Annotated in this window: 15 protein-coding genes; 12 read left to right on the top strand and 3 right to left on the bottom strand. The window is 72.8% G+C overall.

Translation table 11 applies throughout. The features are described 5' to 3' along the window. Positions 1-3 precede the first annotated feature (3 nt). Positions 4-1,203: a fumarylacetoacetase gene (fahA, locus tag ACYVOO_RS07400; protein WP_461014820.1), complete on the top strand. Its 1,200-nt coding sequence runs from the start codon at positions 4-6 to the stop codon at positions 1,201-1,203. Here fahA and ACYVOO_RS07395 read toward each other — a convergent pair. Continuing rightward, positions 1,200-2,198 carry an NADP-dependent oxidoreductase gene (locus ACYVOO_RS07395; RefSeq protein ID WP_461014895.1) on the bottom strand — a complete coding sequence of 333 codons (999 nt, stop codon included), beginning with the start codon at positions 2,196-2,198 and terminating at the stop codon, positions 1,200-1,202. The genes fahA and ACYVOO_RS07395 overlap by 4 nt on opposite strands. 130 nt (positions 2,199-2,328) lie before the next feature. On the opposite strand from ACYVOO_RS07395, the gene ACYVOO_RS07390 reads away from it, so the two are divergent. Then, positions 2,329-2,913 (top strand): TetR/AcrR family transcriptional regulator, encoded by a 585-nt coding sequence (locus tag ACYVOO_RS07390; protein ID WP_461014819.1) that lies wholly within the window; start codon positions 2,329-2,331, stop codon positions 2,911-2,913. A 200-nt stretch (positions 2,914-3,113) separates the two neighbouring features. Here the strand turns inward: ACYVOO_RS07390 and ACYVOO_RS07385 are convergent, their stop codons facing one another. Then, entirely contained in the window at positions 3,114-4,790 is a 1,677-nt protein-coding gene (locus ACYVOO_RS07385) for an MFS transporter (RefSeq protein ID WP_461014818.1), read from the bottom strand. Between the two features lie 170 nt (positions 4,791-4,960). Here ACYVOO_RS07385 and ACYVOO_RS07380 point away from each other — a divergent pair, with 170 nt between their 5' ends. The 10 genes from ACYVOO_RS07380 (at position 4,961) to ACYVOO_RS07335 (ending at position 19,515) form a co-directional block, all read left to right on the top strand. Further along, positions 4,961-5,986 carry an Lrp/AsnC family transcriptional regulator gene (locus ACYVOO_RS07380; RefSeq protein ID WP_461014817.1) on the top strand — a complete coding sequence of 342 codons (1,026 nt, stop codon included), beginning with the start codon at positions 4,961-4,963 and terminating at the stop codon, positions 5,984-5,986. Positions 5,987-6,240: 254 nt separating this feature from the next. Next, positions 6,241-7,443, top strand: a complete 1,203-nt coding sequence (locus ACYVOO_RS07375) for an alpha/beta hydrolase (RefSeq protein ID WP_461014816.1) — start codon at positions 6,241-6,243, stop codon at positions 7,441-7,443. A 154-nt stretch (positions 7,444-7,597) separates the two neighbouring features. Next, on the top strand, positions 7,598-8,776 hold the full coding sequence (locus ACYVOO_RS07370; RefSeq protein ID WP_461014815.1) for an acyl-CoA dehydrogenase family protein: 1,179 nt from the start codon (positions 7,598-7,600) through the stop codon (positions 8,774-8,776). A gap of 146 nt (positions 8,777-8,922) precedes the next feature. Continuing rightward, entirely contained in the window at positions 8,923-11,301 is a 2,379-nt protein-coding gene (locus tag ACYVOO_RS07365; protein ID WP_461014814.1) for a serine/threonine-protein kinase, read from the top strand. A gap of 116 nt (positions 11,302-11,417) precedes the next feature. Continuing rightward, positions 11,418-12,341, top strand: a complete 924-nt coding sequence (locus ACYVOO_RS07360; RefSeq protein WP_461014813.1) for a MerR family transcriptional regulator — start codon at positions 11,418-11,420, stop codon at positions 12,339-12,341. 163 nt (positions 12,342-12,504) lie between these two features. Continuing rightward, positions 12,505-14,181 carry a phytoene desaturase family protein gene (locus ACYVOO_RS07355; protein WP_461014812.1) on the top strand — a complete coding sequence of 559 codons (1,677 nt, stop codon included), beginning with the start codon at positions 12,505-12,507 and terminating at the stop codon, positions 14,179-14,181. 110 nt (positions 14,182-14,291) lie between these two features. After that, positions 14,292-15,395 (top strand): NAD(P)H-dependent flavin oxidoreductase, encoded by a 1,104-nt coding sequence (locus ACYVOO_RS07350; protein WP_461014811.1) that lies wholly within the window; start codon positions 14,292-14,294, stop codon positions 15,393-15,395. A gap of 201 nt (positions 15,396-15,596) precedes the next feature. Then, complete coding sequence (locus ACYVOO_RS07345; protein WP_461014810.1) at positions 15,597-17,177, top strand: acyl-CoA synthetase; 1,581 nt, start codon at positions 15,597-15,599, stop codon at positions 17,175-17,177. A 162-nt stretch (positions 17,178-17,339) separates the two neighbouring features. After that, positions 17,340-18,776 (top strand): amino acid permease, encoded by a 1,437-nt coding sequence (locus ACYVOO_RS07340; protein ID WP_461014809.1) that lies wholly within the window; start codon positions 17,340-17,342, stop codon positions 18,774-18,776. A 10-nt stretch (positions 18,777-18,786) separates the two neighbouring features. After that, the gene (locus ACYVOO_RS07335) at positions 18,787-19,515 is read left to right on the top strand and encodes an alpha/beta fold hydrolase (RefSeq protein WP_461014808.1); all 729 of its coding nucleotides are present in this window, start codon (positions 18,787-18,789) and stop codon (positions 19,513-19,515) included. On the opposite strand, the gene ACYVOO_RS07330 is transcribed toward ACYVOO_RS07335, so the two are convergent. After that, positions 19,512-20,105, bottom strand: coding sequence for a TetR/AcrR family transcriptional regulator (locus tag ACYVOO_RS07330; protein ID WP_461014807.1), 594 nt, complete (start codon positions 20,103-20,105; stop codon positions 19,512-19,514). The genes ACYVOO_RS07335 and ACYVOO_RS07330 overlap by 4 nt on opposite strands. Between the last annotated feature and the right edge of the window lie 24 nt (positions 20,106-20,129).

Genomic DNA, 20,129 nt, shown 5'->3' with positions numbered 1-20,129 from the left:
CCGATGACCTCCTCCTGCTGGGTCCCCGTCCCCGAGGACTCCCCGTTCCCCCTGCACAACCTCCCCTACGGCGTGTTCGCGCCCGCCGGAGGGCCGCCCCGTATCGGCGTCGCCATCGGCGACCACGTCCTCGACCTGGCGCACGCGCTCGGCGACGACGACACGTTCGCCCGGCCGCACCTGAACCCCTTCCTGGCGCAGGGCCGGGAGCGCTGGCGGGAGGTACGCGCCCGCGTCACGGCCCTGCTCACGGACGAGGCCGCACGGCCGACGGCGGAGGCAGCGCTGCACGCCAGGGACGCCGTGCGGATGCTGATGCCGTTCCGGCCCGGCGACTACGTGGACTTCTACGCCTCCGAGCACCACGCCGCGAACATCGGGCGCATGCTGCGCCCGGGCCAGGACCCGCTGACCCCGCAGTGGAAGCACCTGCCCATCGGCTACCACGGCCGGGCCGGGACTCTCGTCGTCTCCGGCACGGACGTCGTGCGCCCCTGGGGCCAGACCCGCCCCGCCGACGGCGGCGAACCGCCGTTCGGCCCGTCGCGCCGGCTCGACATCGAGGCCGAGGTCGGCTTCGTCGTCGGCACCCCCTCGCCGCAGGGCAGCCGGGTGGGCGTCGGAGACTTCGAGGACCACGTGTTCGGCGTCTGCCTGGTCAACGACTGGAGCGCCCGCGACCTCCAGGCATGGGAGTACGTGCCGCTCGGCCCTTTCCTCGCCAAGTCGTTCGCCACGTCCGTGTCGCCCTGGATCGTGCCGCTGGAGGCGCTGGGCGCCGCCCGTACCGCACCGCCCGAGCGCACCGCACCCCTGCGCGACTACCTGCGCGACGGTGCGGACTGGGGCCTCGACCTGACGCTCGAAGTCCGCTTGAACGGGCAGCTCCTGGCGTCGCCCCCGTTCACCTCGATGTACTGGACACCGGCGCAGATGCTGGCGCACATGACGGTCAACGGCGCCGCACTGCGGACGGGCGACTTCTACGCTTCCGGCACCGTCAGCGGCCCCGGCGCGGACGAGCGCGGCTGCCTGATGGAGATCACCTGGAACGGCGAGAACCCCGTGGCGCTGGCGGACGGCTCCACCCGGACCTTCCTGGAGGACGGCGACGAGGTGGCCATCACGGCCACAGCCCCCGGTCCCGACGGCACCCGTATCGGACTGGGCGAGGTGCGCGGCCGGGTCGTCGACCGGCCTTAAGGGACCGTGAGCACGATCTTGCCTTGGATGTGCCCCTGGGCGGCGCGCTTGTGTGCTGCCTGGGCGTCCGCGAGCGCGAACGTGCTGTCGATGGCGACGCGGATCGTGCCCGAGTCCACCAGGCGTCCCAATTCCGCGAGCTGAGCGCCGTTCGCCCGTACCTGCGTGCCGGACACGGTGACGCCCAGCCTCGCGTTCTCCTCGTCGTCGAACTCTCCGAGGTACACCGGGTACAGTGCGCCGCCGCGCTTGAGAGTGGGCAGGAAGCGTCGGCTGCCGGGGCCCCCGACGGTGTCCAGGACGAGGTCGACGTCGCGGACGATGTCCTCGGGGCGCTGCTTGGTGTAGTCGATGTATTCGTCGGCGCCGAGGCCGTGCAGGAAGTCCTCGTGGGTGCCGGAGGCCACGGCGATGACGCGGGCTCCCTTCCACTTGGCCAGTTGCAGGGCGAGGTGGCCGACGCCGCCGCCGGCTCCGTTGACGAGCACCGTGGTGTCGCTGCCCAGCGCCACGGGACGGTGCCTCGCCTCCTGGAACGGGGAGGGGTGGTCGTGCCCGACGTCGATCAGGTATTGCCACGCCGTCAGCCCCGACATGGACAGCGCGGCAGCGTGTGTGTGGTCCACGGCGGCCGGCTTGGGCGCGAGGTCGGACGCGGGTGCGGTGACGTACTCGGCGTACGCGCCGCTCTGCATCAGGCCGGGAAAGCGCAGCAGCCCCACCACCTCGTCCCCGGCTGTGAAGCCGGTGACATCGGCGGCGACGGCTTCCACGACACCCGAGACGTCGGTCCCCGGGATCAGGGGCAGGTCGAACGGGGGCTTGAACTCGGGAGGGATGCCGGGCATGCCCTCGCGTACGTACCAGTCGGGCGGGTTGAGACCGACGGCCCTCACGCGGACGAGTACCTCGCCCGAGGCCGGTTCGGGAACGGGGATCTCCTCGTGACGCAGCACCTCGGGGCCGCCGAACTCGTGCAGCTGGATCGCTTTCATCATGCGGGCCGGCATCGTGTTCCTCCTGGCTGTGGCACGGTATACGCTCATTCGGATCAGTGGTCCACGTAAGTGGTTCACTGATCCGAATATATGGATCAGTGGTCCACTTAGTCAAGTGAGGAGACCGATGCGAGTCGACGCGCAGAGAAACCGCGACCATCTGCTCGCCGTGGCGGGTCCCGTCATCGCCGAGCAGGGCATCGACGTGTCGATGCGCGACATCGCGCGCAGAGCCGGTGTCGGCCTCGCGACGCTGCTGCGGCACTTCCCGACGCGCGAGGCGCTCCTGGAGGGCCTGCTCCACGCGAGCTTCGGTGACCTGACGACCAGGGCGAGCGAGCTTGAGACGGCGCACACGGCCGAGGACGCTCTCGTCTCTTGGGTGCGCGACTGCGTCGCCTGGACGACCGAGTACCGAGGGGTGACCGTACTGATGGCCGCGGCCATCGAGGACCCCGATTCCGCCCTGCATGCCTCGTGCGTCACCCTGCGCGCGGCCGGTGCCCGGCTTCTCACCCGGGCTCAGGCCACAGGCGCGGCCCGGAACGACATCGACGGCGATGACCTCTTCGCCCTGATCGCGATGCTCGCGTGGGTCGGCGATCAACCCACACTCGCACCCCGCGCCAGCCACCTCTTCGACCTCGTCACCGGCGCTGTACTGACGCGCGCGGACGGCGACCCGGACACGGGTGCCCCCGGCGAACGGTGAAGCCCCCGTCACCGGCAGGTCCGGCGCCATGACGGCAGAGCTCGCTGTCCGGATCAGCGCCGCCGTTCACGGGGCGAAGCGGCTGCCGGGGGCCGGGGGCGGGGGCGGGGGCGGCTCCGGTGTCCCGGCGGAGGCCACCGCCCCCGGCCCGCTGACCTTCCCCCCTGCCCCGGTGAACCGGCCGCCCGGCGCCTGCCGGTTCACACTCCCGAGGATACCCGGCGTCGGCCCGGGTCCTGCTGGTCGCCGCTCTTCGGGGTGACGGCTGCGCCGTCGGCCCCGGGGGTCGCACCGGACGTCTCTCCGGGCGCTCCCGTGGACGCGGTCCTGTCCGACGGCGGGTCCGACGCCCGGCCCGAAGGCCGTACGAGCGCCAGCACCAGTACCCCGCCGACGGCCGCCGCGAGGCCCGCCAGCAGGAAGACGCGGTCGAGCCCGGCGGCGAACGCCTGGTGCACCAGGTGGCGGGCGGCGTCGCGGTGCGCCGGAGGCGCCGCCTCCAGCAGGCGCCCCGCCTGGCCCGCGGCCAGCGCGGCGGCACCCCGGTCCGGGTCGGGCACCGTGCCGGGCCCGGCGAGCGCGGTGGCCGTCCGGCTGGTGAAGACCGCGCCGAGGACCGCGATGGCCAGGGTCATGCCGAGCTGCCGGAAGGTGTTGACCGCGCCGCCCGCCATGCCAGCGCGTCGCGGCGGCACGGTGGAGGTGGCGGCCGAGACCAGCACGGGCGTGGCCAGGCCCACGCCGACACCCGTGACCACCAGGCCGCCCGTCAGGGAAGCCCAGCCCGCGTCGGCCGACATCCCCGCACGCAGCAGCAGCATCCCCGCCGCGACGCACAGCAGGCCCAGGCCGATCGGCAGGCGCGGCGCGAGCCGCTGGATGTGCCGCCCCGACACGGCGGCGACGAGGAACGAGGCCCCGGCCAGCGGGGTCAGGGCGAGGCCCGCCGCGACAGGGGTGAGGTCCAGTACGGACTGGAGCCACAGCGAGACGAGCACCAGGCAGCCGAACGCGCCGCCTTGGAGCAGCAGCGCCCCCGCCATCAGCCCGGCGAACGACGGGCGGCGCAGCAGCGCCAGGTCCAGCATCGGCGCACCGCCGCGCCGCGCCGTGCGGTGCTCGACGACGGCGAACACCGCGAGCGCCAGTGCGCTGACGGCGAAGGCGCACAGGGTGAGGGACGAGGACCAGCCCGCATCCCCGCCGCGGATGAGCCCGTAGGTGAGCGCACCGGCGGCGACGGTGAAGGCCGCCGCGCCCGGTACGTCGATACGGGCAGGTGCGCCCGCGCCGTCCGCGCCGCCCGCACCGGGTACGGCCGCGGGCCGGTCCGCGCGGATCACCCGCAGCGTCATCGCGATGGCGACGGCGGCGATGGGCAGATTGACCCAGAAGATCGCGGGCCAGCTCAGGTGCTCGGTGAGCAGCCCTCCGAGCAGGGGGCCCGCCGCCGCTGCGGCGCCGTTGGCCGCGCCCCACACGCCGAACGCGGTTCCCCGGTCCCTGCCCTGGTAGGAGGAGAGCAGCAGCGCGGGTGCCGTGGCGAACATGGCGGCGCCCCCGACGCCCTGCACCACGCGTGCGGCGATCAGCACCTCGGCGGAGGGTGCGAGACCGCACACGGCGGAGGCCAGCGCGAACAGGCCCAGCCCGTAGACGTAGAGCCGCCGGTGCCCGAACCGGTCGGCCAGGGAGCCGGAGGCCAGGAGCAGCGCCGCGAGGGCGAGGGTGTAGCCGTTGATCACCCATTGCAGCGAGGTGAAGGACGCGTCGAGGTCGTCGGCCATGCGGGGCAGTGCCACGTTCACGATGGTCACGTCGACCAGCAGGATGAAGGCGCCCAGGCAGACCGCCAGCAGGGGCCACCACTTGCGCATATCGGGTTCTCCGTTCGAGTCGGGCGCGCTGTCCGGGACCGGGCTCTTACGGGACCGGTGCGGCGGACGTGGTGCGCCCTGGTGTGTTTTCTCCGGCGAGTGTGAGCAGTCGGCGGGCGTTTCGCTGAGCCAGAGTGGGACTCGTGCGCGGATCCGACAGAATCGGGTTCATGAAGACGTATCTCGACACCGGTACCGGTCGCTCCGTGGTCCGTGGGCTGTCCGACGAGGACACCGCGCTCGCGCACGCGCTCCAGATCAACGGCCGCGCCTCGTTCCGGGAGATCGCCGAGGCCCTCGGCGTGTCCGACCAGACCGCGGCGCGCCGCTGGGCGCGGCTGCGTTCCGCCGGGAAGCTGCGGGTCCTGGGCCTGACCGACCCGCTGCGGCTGGGGGACACGGTGTGGACCGTCCGCGTGCGGTGCGCGCCCGACGCGGCGCTCTCCATCGGCGCTGCGATGGCGCGGCGTACGGACACGACGTGGGTCAACCTCAGCTCGGGCGGCACGGAGATCAACTGCTCGGTGCGGACCCGCGGCCCTGGCCTGGAGGAGACCCTGCTGCTGGAGAAACTGCCCCGTACGCCCCAGGTCGTCGACGTGTCGGCGCACTGCCTGCTGCACGTCTACTTCGGCCAGGACCTGAGCCCGCTCACCAAGCGCGGACCGCTGACACCCGAGCAGGTCGCGCTGCTCGCCTTCCCGGAGACGCCCGAGCGGGTGGCGGAGGCCGCGTCACCCGTGGTGCTGGACGACGGCGACCGGCTGCTGCTCGACCTGCTGGCGCGCGACGGGAGGGCGGCCCCCGGCGAACTGGCCGCCGCGACGGGCCTGTCGCCGTCGACGGTGCGCCGCCGCATCACGGAACTCAGGACGAGCGGCGTCCTCTACTTCGACGTCGAATACCATCCGGACGTCCTCCACCGGGACTTCCGGGCCGTACTGTGGCTGGAGATCGACCCCGCTCGCCTCGCCGAAGCGGGCGCCGCGCTCGCCGCGCACCCCGAGGTGGCCTTCGCCGCCGCCGTGACGGGCACGGCCAATCTCTTCGCGAGCGTCGACGTCCCGAGCGCCCCGCTCTTCTACCGCTACCTCACCGAGTCGGTGGCGAAGCTGCCCGGCCTGCGCCACACGGCGACCGCGCCCATCCACCGCACCCTGAAGGGGCCGGGCCCCTACCTCCAGGCCAGGGCGTGACGGGGCGGGTGCCATCCCGCGCCCACCCCGGAGCCGGCCCCCGGGCCCCGTCGCCGCCTACCGCGCTGGTGCGACGCGGCTACCCCGCTGGTTCCATCCGCCGTGCCCGCCGGACCCACCGTCCGCTGGATGCGGGGGCGCGCGGGTCCGGCCTACGGTCCCCTCAAACCGGCCCAGCTCAGCGGGCCCGTCCTCGCGGTACCGGCCGGGGCGGGCCCGTCGGGCGCCAGCGAGGGACCAGTGAAGGAGACGTCATGCGTCCGTCCGCGAAGCGCGCCACCGCGTGCAGACCCTGGCAGCTACACCATGCCGACCACCACGGGCGCACCGTGTCCCGTCGCCGCCCGCTGACCGTCCGCGCCTGGTCCGCCGCCGTCGCACTCGCCGTCGGCCTGGTCCTCGCCGGGCTGCCGGGGCAGCAGGCGAGCGCCGCCGCCGCCGCGCTCCCGCCGCTGCCAGCCCCCGACTCGCACGGCCTCGACCTGCTGTCCTGGTCCGAGGTGCCGGGCCACGGAGGGCGCCTCGGCGAGGCCACCTTCCGCACCGACGCCGTCTACCGGGCGGCCGGTCCGGGGCAGCCCTCCATCGACCCGGTGCGCAAGCCCGTGAAGGCCCGCGTCCTCCTCCCCGCCGACTACGACCCGGCCGGGGACTACCCCGTGCTGTATCTGCTGCACGGCGGCGCGGCCGACGTCGGGCAGTGGTCGGAGCCGGGCGGCGGCGACATCGCCGAGACGCTCAGGGGCACGGCGTTCCAGGGCATCGTCGTGATGCCAGAGGGTGGCAGGGCGGGCTGGTACAGCGACTGGAAGGGGCACACCGACGGCAACTTCGCGCCCCAGTGGGAGACCTTCCACATCCGTCAGCTTCTGCCGTGGATCGACGCCAACTTCGGTACCAGGGACGGGCGTTCGGGCCGTGCCATCGCCGGTGCCTCCATGGGCGGGCTCGGCGCGCTGAAGTACGGCGCGACGCACAGCGACCTGTTCTCCGCGATCGGCTCCTTCTCCGGCGGCACCGACATCCGGCCCGCCGACGCGCAGCGCATCGTCGACGACTCCATGTGGGTCTACGGCGCCTCGTTCGCGACGACGGGCCTGCTCGACGGCACCTACCGGGTCACCGGCGGCACGGCCTACCGCATGTCCACCGTGTTCGGGCCCCCGTCGGACTGGGCGGCCTTCAATCCCGTACAGGTGGCGGGCAGCGCCGCCTCGTACCGCGCGTACGACGGCAGGCTCGCGCTCTACGCGGGCACGGGCGAGACGGACGTGTACGGCTGGAACCAGGCACTGCACCAGCCGCTCCTCGACCGTGGCGTCACCCACCGCTACTGCACGGGCTCCGGCGGCCACGACATGAGGCTGTGGGTCCAGGACCTGCGCAACTTCGTCGACTACGTCTACGGCTCCGCGACCCGCGCCTGCCCCAACAACTGGGCCCCGCCCGCGCACTGACCCCTGGTCAGCGCATCCAGGCCACCATTCCCCGGTCGTCGGCATTCCCTTGTGGTGGAACACGTTCTACGGTGTGCGCCGCCGGAAGCGGTGGACGCGACGCAGGAGACGCCGGAGCGGTCACCGCCCTCAGCCGTCGAAGGGTAGGGGCACCGTGCACCTCGAATACACGCCGGAGCAGCAGCGGCTGCGCACCGAACTGCGCGGCTACTTCGCCGGGCTCGTGCCCGACAACGCCTACGCCCGCTACGACGATCCCGCGGCGCAGAAGCGCTTCTACCGCGAGACCGTGCGCCGTCTCGGGAGCGACGGCTGGCTGGGCGTGGGCTGGCCCACCGAGTACGGCGGCCGGGGAATGAGCGCCATGGAGCAGTTCATCTTCTTCGACGAGGCGGCCCAGGCGGGCGTCCCGCTCCCGCTGATGGCGCTCAACACGGTCGGGCCCACGATCATGCAGTTCGGCACCGAGGAGCAGAAGGCGTACTTCCTGCCCCGCGTGCTCTCCGGTGAGATCGACTTCGCCATCGGCTACAGCGAGCCCGACGCGGGCACCGACCTGGCCGCGCTGAAGACACGCGCCGTGCGTGACGGGGACGAGTACGTCGTCAACGGGCAGAAGATCTGGACCACCAACGGCGACACCGCCGACTGGGTCTGGCTCGCCGTCCGCACCGATCCGGAGGCCAAACCGCACAAGGGCATCACCCTGCTCCTCGTGCCGACGTCCGACCCCGGCTACTCCTGCACCCTCATCAACACCCTCGCCTCCCACGACACGACGGCCAGCTACTACGAGAACGTCCGCGTCCCCGTCACCCGGCGCGTCGGCGAGGAGAACGCGGGCTGGCGCCTCATCACCACGCAGCTCAACCACGAACGGGTGACGCTGGCGGCCCACGGCACCATGGCGATCCGCGCCTTCCACGACGTGCGGCGCTGGGCGGCGGAGACGAAGCTGAGCGACGGGCGCCGCGTCGTCGACCTCGGCTGGGTGCGCTCCCTGCTCGCCCGCACGCACACCAGGCTCGACGCCATGAAGCTGCTCAACTGGCAGATGGTCGACGCCCTCGACAAGGGCACCCTGACCCCGCAGGACGCCTCGGCCGTCAAGGTCTACGGCTCCGAGGCCCGCCGTGACGCCTACGCCTGGCTGATGGAGATCGCCGCCGCGGCCGGACCCCTTAAGGAGGGCTCGGCGGGCGCGGTTCTCAGGGGCGAGCTGGAGCGCGGCTACCGCAGCGCCGTGATCTTCACCTTCGGCGGCGGCAACAACGAGATCCAGCGCGAGATCATCTCCTGGATCGGCCTGGGCATGCCCCGGGTCCGGCGCTGAGCGCGCCCGCGCCTCCCGTCCGTATCGCGCCATACGCCGTCATCCGTCGCACGGTGCCGACTTCCGGCATACACACGGAGGATCGCGGCAGCCATACTGGGCGGGCAGGGGGAGGGCCGCACTGACGACGGGGGCGACATCAGGCGATGGCGGAATCCACGCTCATCCACGGCCGTTACCGGCTGCTCGAACTCATCGGGCGCGGGGGCATGGGCGAAGTGTGGCGGGCGCGCGACGAGTCACTGGGCCGACGGGTGGCCGTCAAGTGCCTCAAGCCCACGGGGAACCAGAGCGACCGCTCGTTCATGCGCGTGCTGCGCGAGCGCTTCCGGCGCGAGGCGCGGGTCGCCGCTTCGCTCCAGCACCGGGGTGTGACCGTCGTGCACGACTTCGGCGAGCACGAAGGGCTGCTCTATCTCGTCATGGAGCTGCTCGACGGGCGCAATCTCAGCCAGTTGCTGGACGAGAACAAGCGGCAGCCGCTGCCCGTGCCCGATGTCGTGGACATCGCGGGCCAGGTGGCGGCGGCCCTCGCGTACACCCACGACCAGGGCATCGTCCACCGTGACCTGAAGCCCGCCAACGTGATGCGCACCGGCGACGGCACGGTCAAGATCTGCGACTTCGGCATCGCGCGCCTCGCGCACGACATCGGCTTCACGGCCAAGCTCACCGGCGGCGGCATCGCCATGGGCACACCGCACTACATGTCGCCCGAGCAGATCGCGGGCAACGCGGTGGACCACCGCAGCGACCTCTACTCGCTGGGCTGCGTGCTGTACGAACTGACCACAGGCGTGCCCCCCTTCGACCACGGCGACGCCTGGGCGGTCCTCGTCGGCCACCGCGACACCGTGCCAGAGCCGCCCAGCAGCCACAGGCCCGAGGTGCCGCAGCCCCTGGAGCGGGTCATCCTGGGGCTGCTCGCCAAGGAACCCGAGGAGCGGCCTTCGAGCGCGGCACACCTGTGGGGCGCGCTGGAGGCCGTACGCGGGGCGGGCGAGCCCGGCGGGGCGACGGGGGCCGAGGGCTCCGGTGGCTCCGGTGCTTCCGGCGTCGCGGGCGCGCCCGGCACGTCGTCCGGCGTGGGCGCACGGCCGCCCTCGCGCAGGCCGCCTCAGCGGCTGCCGTCCTGGACACAGGGCATGGGCGAGGGCGCGGGCGCGACGGCCACCGGATCGTGGTCGGTGCGCACGGCCACGCCGCCCGAGCCGCCGGCCGCGCTCACCGGCCGGTGGAACGGTCTGACGGGGCCGACCCAGCCGCCCCTCGTCGTCCACCCGGGGCAGCCCGGTCAGCCCGGTGAGCCTCCGGCCGGGGACCCACGGGGGAGCGGCGGCGCCGCGCACGAGGCGGGGAAGCCGGAGACCGACGAGGCAGGGGAGCGCCCGACGCCCTCGCCCGAACTGCTCGCCGTCCTCGCCAGCCGCCACAACGCCGGGCTGAGCCTCGGCCGTCTCGGCCGCTGGGAGGAGGCGGGCGAGGTGCACCGCGCGGTCGCCGCCGAACGCGAACGCGCGCTGGGCCCCGACCACCCCGACACCCTCGCCAGCCGCTACGAGGTCGGCTTCACCCTCTGCCGCCTCGGACAGCACGCGGCGGCGCTGGCCGAGTACGAGCGGGTCGCCGCCGGCCGCGAGCGAACCCTGGGCGCCGAGCACCCGGACACGCTGGCGGCGTGCCAGGAGTCGGCCTACGTACTGGGCCAGTTGGGGCGCCATCTGAAGGCGCACCAGGTGTACACGGCGGTGCTGGCCGTCCGCGAGCGCACGATGGGACGGGGCCACCCGGACACCCTGCGCTGCCGCCACAACCTCGCCTTCAACCTCAGTCGCCTCGGCAGGCTGGAGGACTCCTACCGCATGGCCCGCGAGGTCGCCGAGGCCCGCGTCCGCGTCCTGGGCGCCGAGCACCCGGACACGCTGGTCACCCGCTACGAGGTCGCGTACGCGCTGGGACGGCTGGGCCGCTGGGAAGAGGCCCTGGACATCTACCGCGACGTCGCCGCGATCCGCTCCCGCGTCCTGGGCCCGGACCACCCGGACACGCTCGCCGCGCGCTACGAGAGCGGCGTGGGCCTGGGCAAGCTCGGGCGCTCGGCCGAGGCGCTGGAGGTGTACCGCGATCTGGTGTCCGCGCGCGCCAGGGCCCAGGGCCCCACGGACCCGGAGACCTTGCGCGCACGGCACGGCCTGGGCGTCAACCTCGGGCGGCTGGGCCGCTGGGAGGAAGCGCTGGCCACCTCGCGCGAGGTCTGCGCGATGAGGGAACGCGTCCTGGGCCGCGACCACCCCGACACGCTCGTCAGCCGCCGCGAGATCGCCGTCGGCCTGGGCTGGCTCGGGCGCTGGGCCGAAGCACTGGAGGTGTACCGGCAGGTGGCGTCGGCGCGTGAACGGGTACTGGGCGGCGAGCATCCGGACACGCTCGCCAGCAGGATCGACGAGGCCCACTGCCTCGAACAGCTCGGCCGCGCGGGCGAGGCGGTCGCCCTCTACCGCCGCGTCGCGACGCGGCGCGGCTAGGCCGTTTCCAGGCACCCGGCACGGGCGCGGGGCGCTGTGCGGGGGGTTGCACCTTCCGTAGCGGCATGTGGTCCCGTGGACCCACGTCCCGTCCCGTTGCGGAAAGGTCCCCGCTCATGCATCCGTCTTTCGTGCCACCCCGCCAGGTCAAGATCGGTGACGCGGCGGCCTTCGCGGGCAGCACGCCACGGGCGATTCGCCATTACCACGAGATCGGCCTGCTCCCCGAGCCCGAGCGGGGCGGCGACGACCGCCGCCGCTATGGGTACGAGGACATGATCCGCCTGCTGTGGATCCGCAAGGCGGCCGACGCCGGGATCGCCCTGGACGACATCCGTGACGCCTTCACCACCGGCACGGTTTCCGCCGGTGCGGACAGCGGAGACGGCATCGCGGACATCCTGGAGCGGCTGGAGGAGACCCTCGCGGAGCAGGAGGCGGAACTGCGGCGGCAACGGACCGCCGTGCGGCGGATGCGCACCGAGGGCAGCCGGATGGGCCTGCTCTCGGGCTTCGTCACCGAACGCCTCAAGGGTCTGCCTGAGGGCTCCCTGCGGCAGGCGGACCTGGACAGTCTGCTGGTCACCGAGCGGATCTTCGGCCCGCTCGGCGCGGCCGTCCAGGCCGGCCGCTTCATCACCCTGGCCACGCATCCCGCTCTGCGGGAGGAATCCGACCGCGTCGATGAAGCCGAGGAGGCACTCGACGACAGCGTCGCCGTCGACGACCCACGGGTGGCTCAAGTGGCCTTCGAGCGGCACGCCTTCGAGAGCGCGCTACAGGCCGTCATGAAGGAGTCCGGCCTGGATGAGGAAGACGATGCCCTCTTCGACGCCTGGGACGCCTCGCACCCTGCCGACGACGACGGCGGCGAGTACGGGGACGGGGACGGCTCCGGCAGGCGGGAGGCCGGCTCCATGAGCGCGTTCGAAGCCGTCGGCAAGATGCCCTACGACGTCTCCCCGGCCCGTCTGCGCTGTTGGGAGCTGGCCGAAGAGCTGTCAGCCCAGGACTCACCCGCTCCCCGGAACACGGCCTGACGGTCGCCCCGCTCCGCGTACAGCGGCCGGTACCGGCGAGATCATCGTCCAGGGAACGCCCGTGACGCCGACGTACCGCCACACGGGGGAGTGGCGCGCCCGGTGGCGTGGGGCGGGTGCCTACGGGCTGGGCCGGACCCGCGGGGCCGTGTTAGCAAGGGTCATGCCACACCGTGCCTCGTACGACACCGTCATCGTCGGCGGCGGACACAACGGCCTCGTCGCCGCCGCCTACCTCGCTCGCGCGGGACGCCGCGTCCTCGTCCTCGAACGGCTGGCGCACACCGGGGGCGCCGCCGTCTCCACGCGGCCCTTCGCCGGGGTCGAGGCCAGGCTGTCGCGCTACTCGTACCTCGTCAGCCTGCTGCCACGGCGGATCACCGAGGATCTCGGGCTGCGGTTCGCCGTGCGCGGGCGCGGGGTGTCCTCGTACACGCCGACCGTGCGCGACGGGCGCCCGACCGGGCTGCTGGTGGGCGGCGAGGGGAGCCGGGCCGAGGCCCGTACGCGGGAGTCCTTCGCGCGGCTGACCGGCGGGGGCCGGGAGTTCGAGGCGTGGCAGCGCTTCTACGCGCGGGCTCGGCACGTCGCCGAACGCGTCTTCCCCACCCTCACCGAGCCCCTTCCCACGCGGGCCGAACTGCGGGCGCGTGTGGACGACGACGCCGCGTGGCGGGCGCTGTTCACGCGCCCGCTCGGGGAGACGATCGAGGAGCACTTCGCCGACGACCTCGTACGGGGCGTCGTGCTCACCGACGCCCTGATCGGCACCTTCAGCCACGCACACGACCCGTCGCTCCTCCAGAACCGCTGCTTCCTCTACCACGTGATCGGCGGCGGCACCGGCGACTGGGATGTACCGGTGGGCGGCATGGGCGCGCTCACCGACGCGCTCGCGGACGCGGCACGCGCGGCGGGCGCCGAGATCGCCACCGGGCACCAGGCGCACCGCGTCGAGACGGACGGCCGCACGGCGCAGGTGCACTTCCGCACCGCAGAGCGCGAGGACATGGTGCCGACGCGGGACGTGCTGGTGAACGCCTCGCCGCAGGCCCTCGCCGCGCTTCTCGACGAGGACGGCCCGGCACCTGCCGAGGGCTCCCAGCTCAAGGTGAACATGCTGCTGCGCCGGCTGCCCAGGCTGAAGGACCCCGAGGTGACGGCCGACGAGGCGTTCGCGGGCACGTTCCATGTGGCCGAGGGGTACGGGGAGCTGGAGACGGCGTACCGGCAGGCGTACGACGGCGGACTGCCCCGCACCCCGCCCTCAGAGCTGTACTGCCACTCCCTCACCGACCCCTCGATCCTCGGTACCGAGCTGGCAGAGCAGGGGTACCAGACGCTGACGCTGTTCGGGCTGCTCGCCCCGGAACGCGGGTTCACAGGGCGCGACGGGGGACGGGACGGGATCCGCGACAGCGCTGCGGTCCGCGACGAGTACCTCGCCGCCACCCTCGCGCAGCTCGACACGCACCTCGCCGAGCCGATCGCCGACTGCCTGGCCAGGGACGCCGACGGCAGACCGTGCGTCGAGGCGAAGACCCCGCACGACCTGGAGCGCGAACTCCGCCTGCCCGGCGGGCACATCTTCCACGGCGACCTGTCCTTCCCGTACCTGGAGGACGCGGGCCCGGCGTACGGCGAGGACCAGGGCCGGGGCCGGGGCGACGCGGGCCCTTCCCCCGAGGCGCGGCGCTGGGGCGTGGCGACGGACCACCCGAACGTGCTGCTGTGCGGCGCCGGGGCTGTGCGCGGCGGCGGAGTGAGCGGCGTACCGGGCCACAACGCCGCCATGGCGGTGCTGGAGAGGGACACGCGGCACGCGAGGGACGTCGTGTGACGGTGGCGGCGGTGGCTCCGGGAACGTCCCCGGGGAACGTTCCCCGGGAAAACTGACGCTGCATCAGAAAATCTCTTCCCTCGTACGCCCCGCTGCGGCATCCTGCGCCCATGCAGACGGAGTTGAGCAGGAAGCTGGGTGTCGAGCACGCCGTCTTCGGCTTCACGCCGTTCCCCGCCGTCGCCGCCGCGATCACCAGGGCGGGCGGGTTCGGCGTGCTCGGGGCGGTGCGCTACGCCGCGGGGGACGAGCTGAAACGCGATCTGGACTGGGTGCAGGCGCACACCGACGGGCTGCCCTACGGCCTCGACGTCGTCATGCCCCACAAGAAGGTCGAGGGGGTGACGGAGGCCGAGGTCGAGGCGATGATCCCGGAGGGGCACCGCCAGTACGTGCGCGACCTCCTCGCCCGCCACGAGGTCCCCGAGCTGCCCGAGGGGGAGAAGGGCGGCTGGCGCATCACGGGCTGGATGGAGAGCGTCGCCCGCACACAGCTCGACGTCGCCTTCGACTACCCCGTCAAGCTGCTCGCCAACGCGCTCGGCTCCCCGCCCCCTGACGTCATCGAGCGGGCGCACGGCCGCGGCATCCCCGTCGCCGCGCTCGCGGGCAGCGCACGGCACGCGCAGCGGCACAAGGAGGCGGGCATCGACATCGTCGTCGCGCAGGGCTACGAGGCGGGCGGCCACACGGGAGAGATCGCCTCCATGGTGCTGACCCCCGAGGTGGTCCGCGCGGTGGACCCGCTGCCCGTCCTCGCCGCGGGCGGCATCGGCAGCGGCGAGCAGATCGCCGCCGCGCTGGCCCTCGGCGCGCAGGGCGCCTGGCTGGGTTCGGTCTGGCTCACCACGCACGAGGCCGAGATGCACTCGCGCAGGCTCACCGAGAAGCTGCTGGCGGCGGGCTCCGGCGACACCGTGCGCTCCCGTGCGCTGACGGGGAAGCCCGCGCGGCAGTTGCGCACCGAGTGGACCGACGCCTGGGACGACCCGGAGGGCCCGGGGACGCTGCCGATGCCGCTCCAGGGGCTGCTGGTGGCCGAGGCCAACTCCCGTATCCAGCACCACGAGACCGAGGCACTGCTCGGCACGCCCGTGGGCCAGATCGTCGGCTCCATGAACTCCGAGCGCAGCGTCCAGGCCGTCTTCGACGACCTCACGCGCGGCTTCGAGCGCGCCATCGACCGGCTCGACCGCATCGCCGGAAGCGCCTGACCCGAGACCGCCTGATCCGAGACCGCCTGATCCGAGACCGCCTGATCCGAGACCGCCTGATCCGAGGCCGACGGCACCTGGCGGGCCCGGTGCCGAAGGGCCCGCCAGGTGCGCCGGGCCCGACGAGCCCACAGGCCCCACCGGCCCGCCTCGTCCGCAGCACCCGTCACCAGTCCGCAGAGCCCGAGGAGGTTCCCCGCCATGTCACAGCCGCCGAACGGCTTCTGGGCCCAGGCAGCGCAGGATCCCGGGCGCGTCGTGCTCGTCGCGCCCGACGGGGAGGAGTGGAGCGCAGAGCGCCTGCACGCCGACTGCAACCGCCTGGTCGGCGGGCTGCGCGCGGCGGGCCTGAAACCGGGCGACGCGTTCGCGGTCGTGCTGCCCAACGGGGTGGAGTTCCTCACCGCCTATCTGGCCGCCTCCCAGGCGGGCTTCTACATGGTGCCCGTCAACCACCACCTCGTCGCCCCCGAGATCGCCTGGATCGTGGCGGACTCGGGCGCCAAGGTGCTGATCGCGCACGAGCGGTTCGCGGAGGCCGCTGCTGCCGCGGCCGATGAGGCCGGGCTGCCGTCGTCGGGCCGCTTCGGCGTCGCGGAGAGCGCCGGGCCAGGGTCCGGCTCCACCGCGCCCGCCGGGTTCAGGCCGTACGGCGAACTCCTGAAGGGCCAGCCGTCCGAGCCGCCCCGGGACCGCACCAGCGGCTGGGTCATGAACTACACCTCGGGCACGACGGGCCGTCCGCGCGGCATCCGCCGCCCGCTGTCCGGCAAGGAACCGGAGGAGACCTATCTCGGCGGCTTCCTCGGCATCTTCGGCATCAAGCCCTTCGACGACAACGTGCACCTCGTCTGCTCGCCGCTCTACCACACGGCCGTGCTCCAGTTCGCGGGCGCGGCCCTGCACATCGGCCACCGTCTCGTGGTGATGGACAAGTGGCAGCCCGAGGAGATGCTCCGCCTCATCGACGCGCACCGCTGCACGCACACGCACATGGTCCCCACCCAGTTCCACCGCCTCCTCGCACTCCCCGAGGAGACGCGGGCCGCCTACGACGTCTCCTCCATGCGGCACGCCATCCACGGGGCGGCCCCCTGCCCCGACCACGTCAAGCGGGCGATGATCGAGTGGTGGGGGCACTGCGTCGAGGAGTACTACGCGGCCAGTGAGGGCGGCGGCGCCTTCGCGACGGCCGAGGACTGGCTGAAGAAGCCAGGCACCGTGGGCCGCCCCTGGCCCATCAGCGAGCTGGCCGTCTTCGACGACGAGGGCAACCGGCTCCCGCCCGGCGAACTGGGCACCGTCTACATGAAGATGAGCACGGGCGGTTTCTCGTACCACAAGGACGAGGGCAAGACGCGGAAGAACCGGATCGGGGACTTCTTCACCGTCGGGGACCTCGGCTTCCTCGACGAGGACGGCTATCTCTTCCTCCGCGACCGCAAGATCGACATGATCATCTCGGGCGGCGTGAACATCTACCCCGCCGAGATCGAGTCCGAGCTGCTGACGCACCCCGCCGTCGCCGACGCGGCGGCCTTCGGCATCCCGCACGACGACTGGGGCGAGGAGGTCAAGGCGGTCGTCGAGCCCGCGCCGGGCCACGAGGCGGGGCCCGGACTGGAACGCGCCGTCCTGGACCACTGCGCCCAGCGCCTGGCGGGCTACAAGCGCCCGAAGTCCGTCGACTTCGTCACCGAGATGCCGCGCGACCCCAACGGCAAGCTCTACAAGCGGCGGCTGCGCGCCCCGTACTGGGAGGGCAGGGAACGCCCGCTGTGACGACCCGTACGGGGGATACGGGGAAGAGGTCCCGTGCGGCTTCTTCCCCCGCCCCGCCGCCCGGGTCCAAGATGACCCACTGATCCGAGTCGTCACAGAGCGCGTGACCGCGTGATCGGCGTCAGCAGCGCGGCGGGAAGCACGCAGAGGGAGAGGTCCCCCATGGCCGGACTCTGGAGCGGGCAGGGCGTACTGCGCCGTAAGCCCATCGAGCACATCGAGGAGTCCGAGGGCGGCTCGGGCGAACAGCTCACCCGCGTGCTCGGCCTCTGGCACCTGACCGCCATCGGCGTCGGCGGCATCATCGGCGCGGGCATCTTCACCCTCGCGGGCACCGTCGCCAACGGCAAGGCGGGCCCGGCCGTCCTGGTCTCCTTCCTCATCGCGGGCATCGCCAGCGCGGCGGCGGCCCTGTCCTACGCGGAGTTCGCCGGGCTCATCCCGAAGGCCGGGTCGGCCTACACGTACGGCTACGCGGTGCTCGGCGAGATCGGCGGCTGGTTCATCGGCTGGGACCTGCTGCTGGAGTACACGGCGATCGTGGCCGTCGTCGCCATCGGGATCTCCGGTTACTTCGCGTTCCTCGTCGACTCGGCGGGCGCCGAGCTGCCCGCCTGGATGCTCGGAGCGCCCGGCACGGGCGAAGGCCACCGGGTGGACCTGTTCGCGGCCGTGCTGTGCCTGCTGATCGCGTTCCTGCTGACGCGCGGCATCAAGAGCGCCGCGCGCTTCGAGACCGTCGTGGTCGCCCTGAAGGTCCTCGTCGTCCTGCTGGTCATCGTCGTCGGCTTCTTCCACGTCAGGACAGCGAACTGGGAGCCGTTCTTCCCGTACGGCGTCGGCGGCGCGTTCACGGGGGCCGCCACCGTCTTCTTCGCCGTCTTCGGCTACGACGCGATGAGCACGGCGGCCGAGGAGTCCCGCGACTCGCAGCGCCACATGCCCAAGGCCATCGTCTACTCGCTGGCCATCTCGATGGTGCTGTACGTGCTGGCCTGCCTGGTCCTCACCGGCATGCAGCACTACACCGACATCGACAAGGAGAGCGGCTTCGCCACGGCCTTCAAGTCCATCGGCATGAGCGGCATCGCCGACGTCATCGCCGTCGGCGCCATCATCGGCATCCTCACCGTGATGTTCACCTTCATGCTGGGGGTCACCCGCGTGTGGTTCGCGATGAGCCGCGACGGGCTGCTGCCGAAGTGGTTCGCGAAGACCCACCCCACGCGCAGGGTGCCCACCCGCGTCACCTGGATCGTCGGCGTCGGCTCGGCCCTCATCGCGGGCTTCCTGCCGATCGAGGAGGCGGCCGAACTCACCAACATCGGCATCCTGCTGGCGTTCGTCGTGGTCTGCGTCGCCGTCATCGTGCTGCGCTACCGCCGCCCGGACCTGCCCCGCACCTTCCGCTGCCCCGGCATGCCCGTCGTGCCCGCGCTCGGCGTCGTCTTCTCCCTCTGGCTGACGACGTTCCTGGCGTGGCAGACGTGGGTACGCTTCGCGGTCTGGTTCGCGCTCGGACTCGTCGTGTACTTCGCGTACTCCTACCGGCGTTCCGAGCTGGCCAGAGGCCCGGTGGAGTCGAAACACGGAGAGTAGTGTCGCCCGCATGACTGATGAAGTACGCACCGTACGTGCGAACGGCATCCAGCTCGCCTACCGCTCCTGGGGCGTGGGCACGGGAGAGGGCAGCCCGGTCGTGCTGCTGCACTGTCTGGGCGAGGACGGCGAGGACTGGCGCGGCCCCCTCGTCGCCCAGCTCGCCGCCTCCCACCCCCTCTACGCCCTGGACCTGCGCGGCCACGGCCGCAGCGAATGGCCGGGCGAGTACGGTCTGGAACAGGTACGGGACGACGTGCTGGGCTTCCTCGACGCGCTAGCGCTGGAGCGCGTCGTCCTCATAGGGCACTCCTACGGCTCGGTCGTCGCCTATCTCCTCGCCCAGCACCACCCGGAACGCGTCGAACGCCTCGTACTGGAGGAGACCGGCGCGCTGCGGCGCCCCGACTCGCCGCTGGAGGTGCCCGAGGCGCCCGTGGGGGACGCGCGGTTCGACTGGGAGGTCAAGACCCAGTTCGTACGGCAGCGCAACGCGCCCGACCCGGCCTGGTGGGAGCGGCTCGACGCGATCACCGCACCCACCCTGCTGATCGGCGGCGGCCCGAGCAGCCATCTGCCCCAGGAGGACCTGGTGGCGATGGCCGAGCGCATCCCCGAAGCGCGGCTCGTCACGATCGAGGACGGCGGACACCTCGTGCACGAGGACCGCCCGAAGGAGTTCACCTCGGCGGTGCTCACGTTCCTCACGGAGACGGACGGGGCTACGGGCACCCCCTAGCTCTGTGGCTGCCGTAGCCCGGCGATGAGGAGGGCGACCAGACGGCGGGCGTCGTAGCGGGAGTCGCCCTCCGCGCCGATGCACAGGTTCCCGACGCCGCGCATCAACTCGTAGGCCCCCAGGTCGGAGTGGATCTCACCGGCCCCGGCCGCCGCTTCGAGGAGCTCGGAGCAGACGGGCACGAGGCGGTCGAGGAACGAGGAGTGCAGCGTCTCGAAGCCGGGGCTGTCGGACTGGAGCACGGCGGCGAGCCCGTGCTTGGTGACCAGGAAGTCCACGAAGAGGTCGATCCAGCGGGCCAGCGCGGCGTGCGGGGTCGCGCTGGTCTCCAGCAGCCGCGGCCCGGCCTCGGCGCAGGCGTCGATCTGGTGCTGGTAGACGGCGGTGATGAGATCGGCGCGGGTGGGGAAGTGCCGGTAGATCGTGCCCACCCCGACGCCCGCCTTGGCCGCGATGTCGCGCACCGGCGCCTCGACGCCCGACGCGACGAAGACGGCGGCAGCCGCGTCGAGCAGCGACTCCTCGTTGCGCCGGGCGTCAGCCCGCTTGGGGCGGGCCGCCTGCCCCGTGCCCTCGTCGCCGTCCTTCACCGCGCCGCTCCCTTCGCGCTCTCG

This window comes from Streptomyces daliensis (assembly GCF_054782395.1).
The sequence above is the reverse complement of the archived record's forward strand: the minus strand, read 5'-3'. Positions and strand labels throughout refer to the sequence as shown.

Bases quoted from the DNA above. Each gene is read 5' to 3' on its own strand.
- ACYVOO_RS07355 (WP_461014812.1), top strand. From the start codon at position 12,505: ATGCCACACCGTGCCTCGTACGACACCGTCATCGTCGGCGGCGGACAC.
- fahA (WP_461014820.1), top strand. From the start codon at position 4: ATGACCTCCTCCTGCTGGGTCCCCGTCCCCGAGGACTCCCCGTTCCCC.
- ACYVOO_RS07335 (WP_461014808.1), top strand. From the start codon at position 18,787: ATGACTGATGAAGTACGCACCGTACGTGCGAACGGCATCCAGCTCGCC.
- ACYVOO_RS07385 (WP_461014818.1), bottom strand. From the start codon at position 4,790: ATGCGCAAGTGGTGGCCCCTGCTGGCGGTCTGCCTGGGCGCCTTCATC.
- ACYVOO_RS07375 (WP_461014816.1), top strand. From the start codon at position 6,241: ATGCGTCCGTCCGCGAAGCGCGCCACCGCGTGCAGACCCTGGCAGCTA.
- ACYVOO_RS07380 (WP_461014817.1), top strand. From the start codon at position 4,961: ATGAAGACGTATCTCGACACCGGTACCGGTCGCTCCGTGGTCCGTGGG.
- ACYVOO_RS07390 (WP_461014819.1), top strand. From the start codon at position 2,329: ATGCGAGTCGACGCGCAGAGAAACCGCGACCATCTGCTCGCCGTGGCG.
- ACYVOO_RS07345 (WP_461014810.1), top strand. From the start codon at position 15,597: ATGTCACAGCCGCCGAACGGCTTCTGGGCCCAGGCAGCGCAGGATCCC.
- ACYVOO_RS07360 (WP_461014813.1), top strand. From the start codon at position 11,418: ATGCATCCGTCTTTCGTGCCACCCCGCCAGGTCAAGATCGGTGACGCG.
- ACYVOO_RS07395 (WP_461014895.1), bottom strand. From the start codon at position 2,198: ATGAAAGCGATCCAGCTGCACGAGTTCGGCGGCCCCGAGGTGCTGCGT.
- ACYVOO_RS07350 (WP_461014811.1), top strand. From the start codon at position 14,292: ATGCAGACGGAGTTGAGCAGGAAGCTGGGTGTCGAGCACGCCGTCTTC.
- ACYVOO_RS07340 (WP_461014809.1), top strand. From the start codon at position 17,340: ATGGCCGGACTCTGGAGCGGGCAGGGCGTACTGCGCCGTAAGCCCATC.
- ACYVOO_RS07365 (WP_461014814.1), top strand. From the start codon at position 8,923: ATGGCGGAATCCACGCTCATCCACGGCCGTTACCGGCTGCTCGAACTC.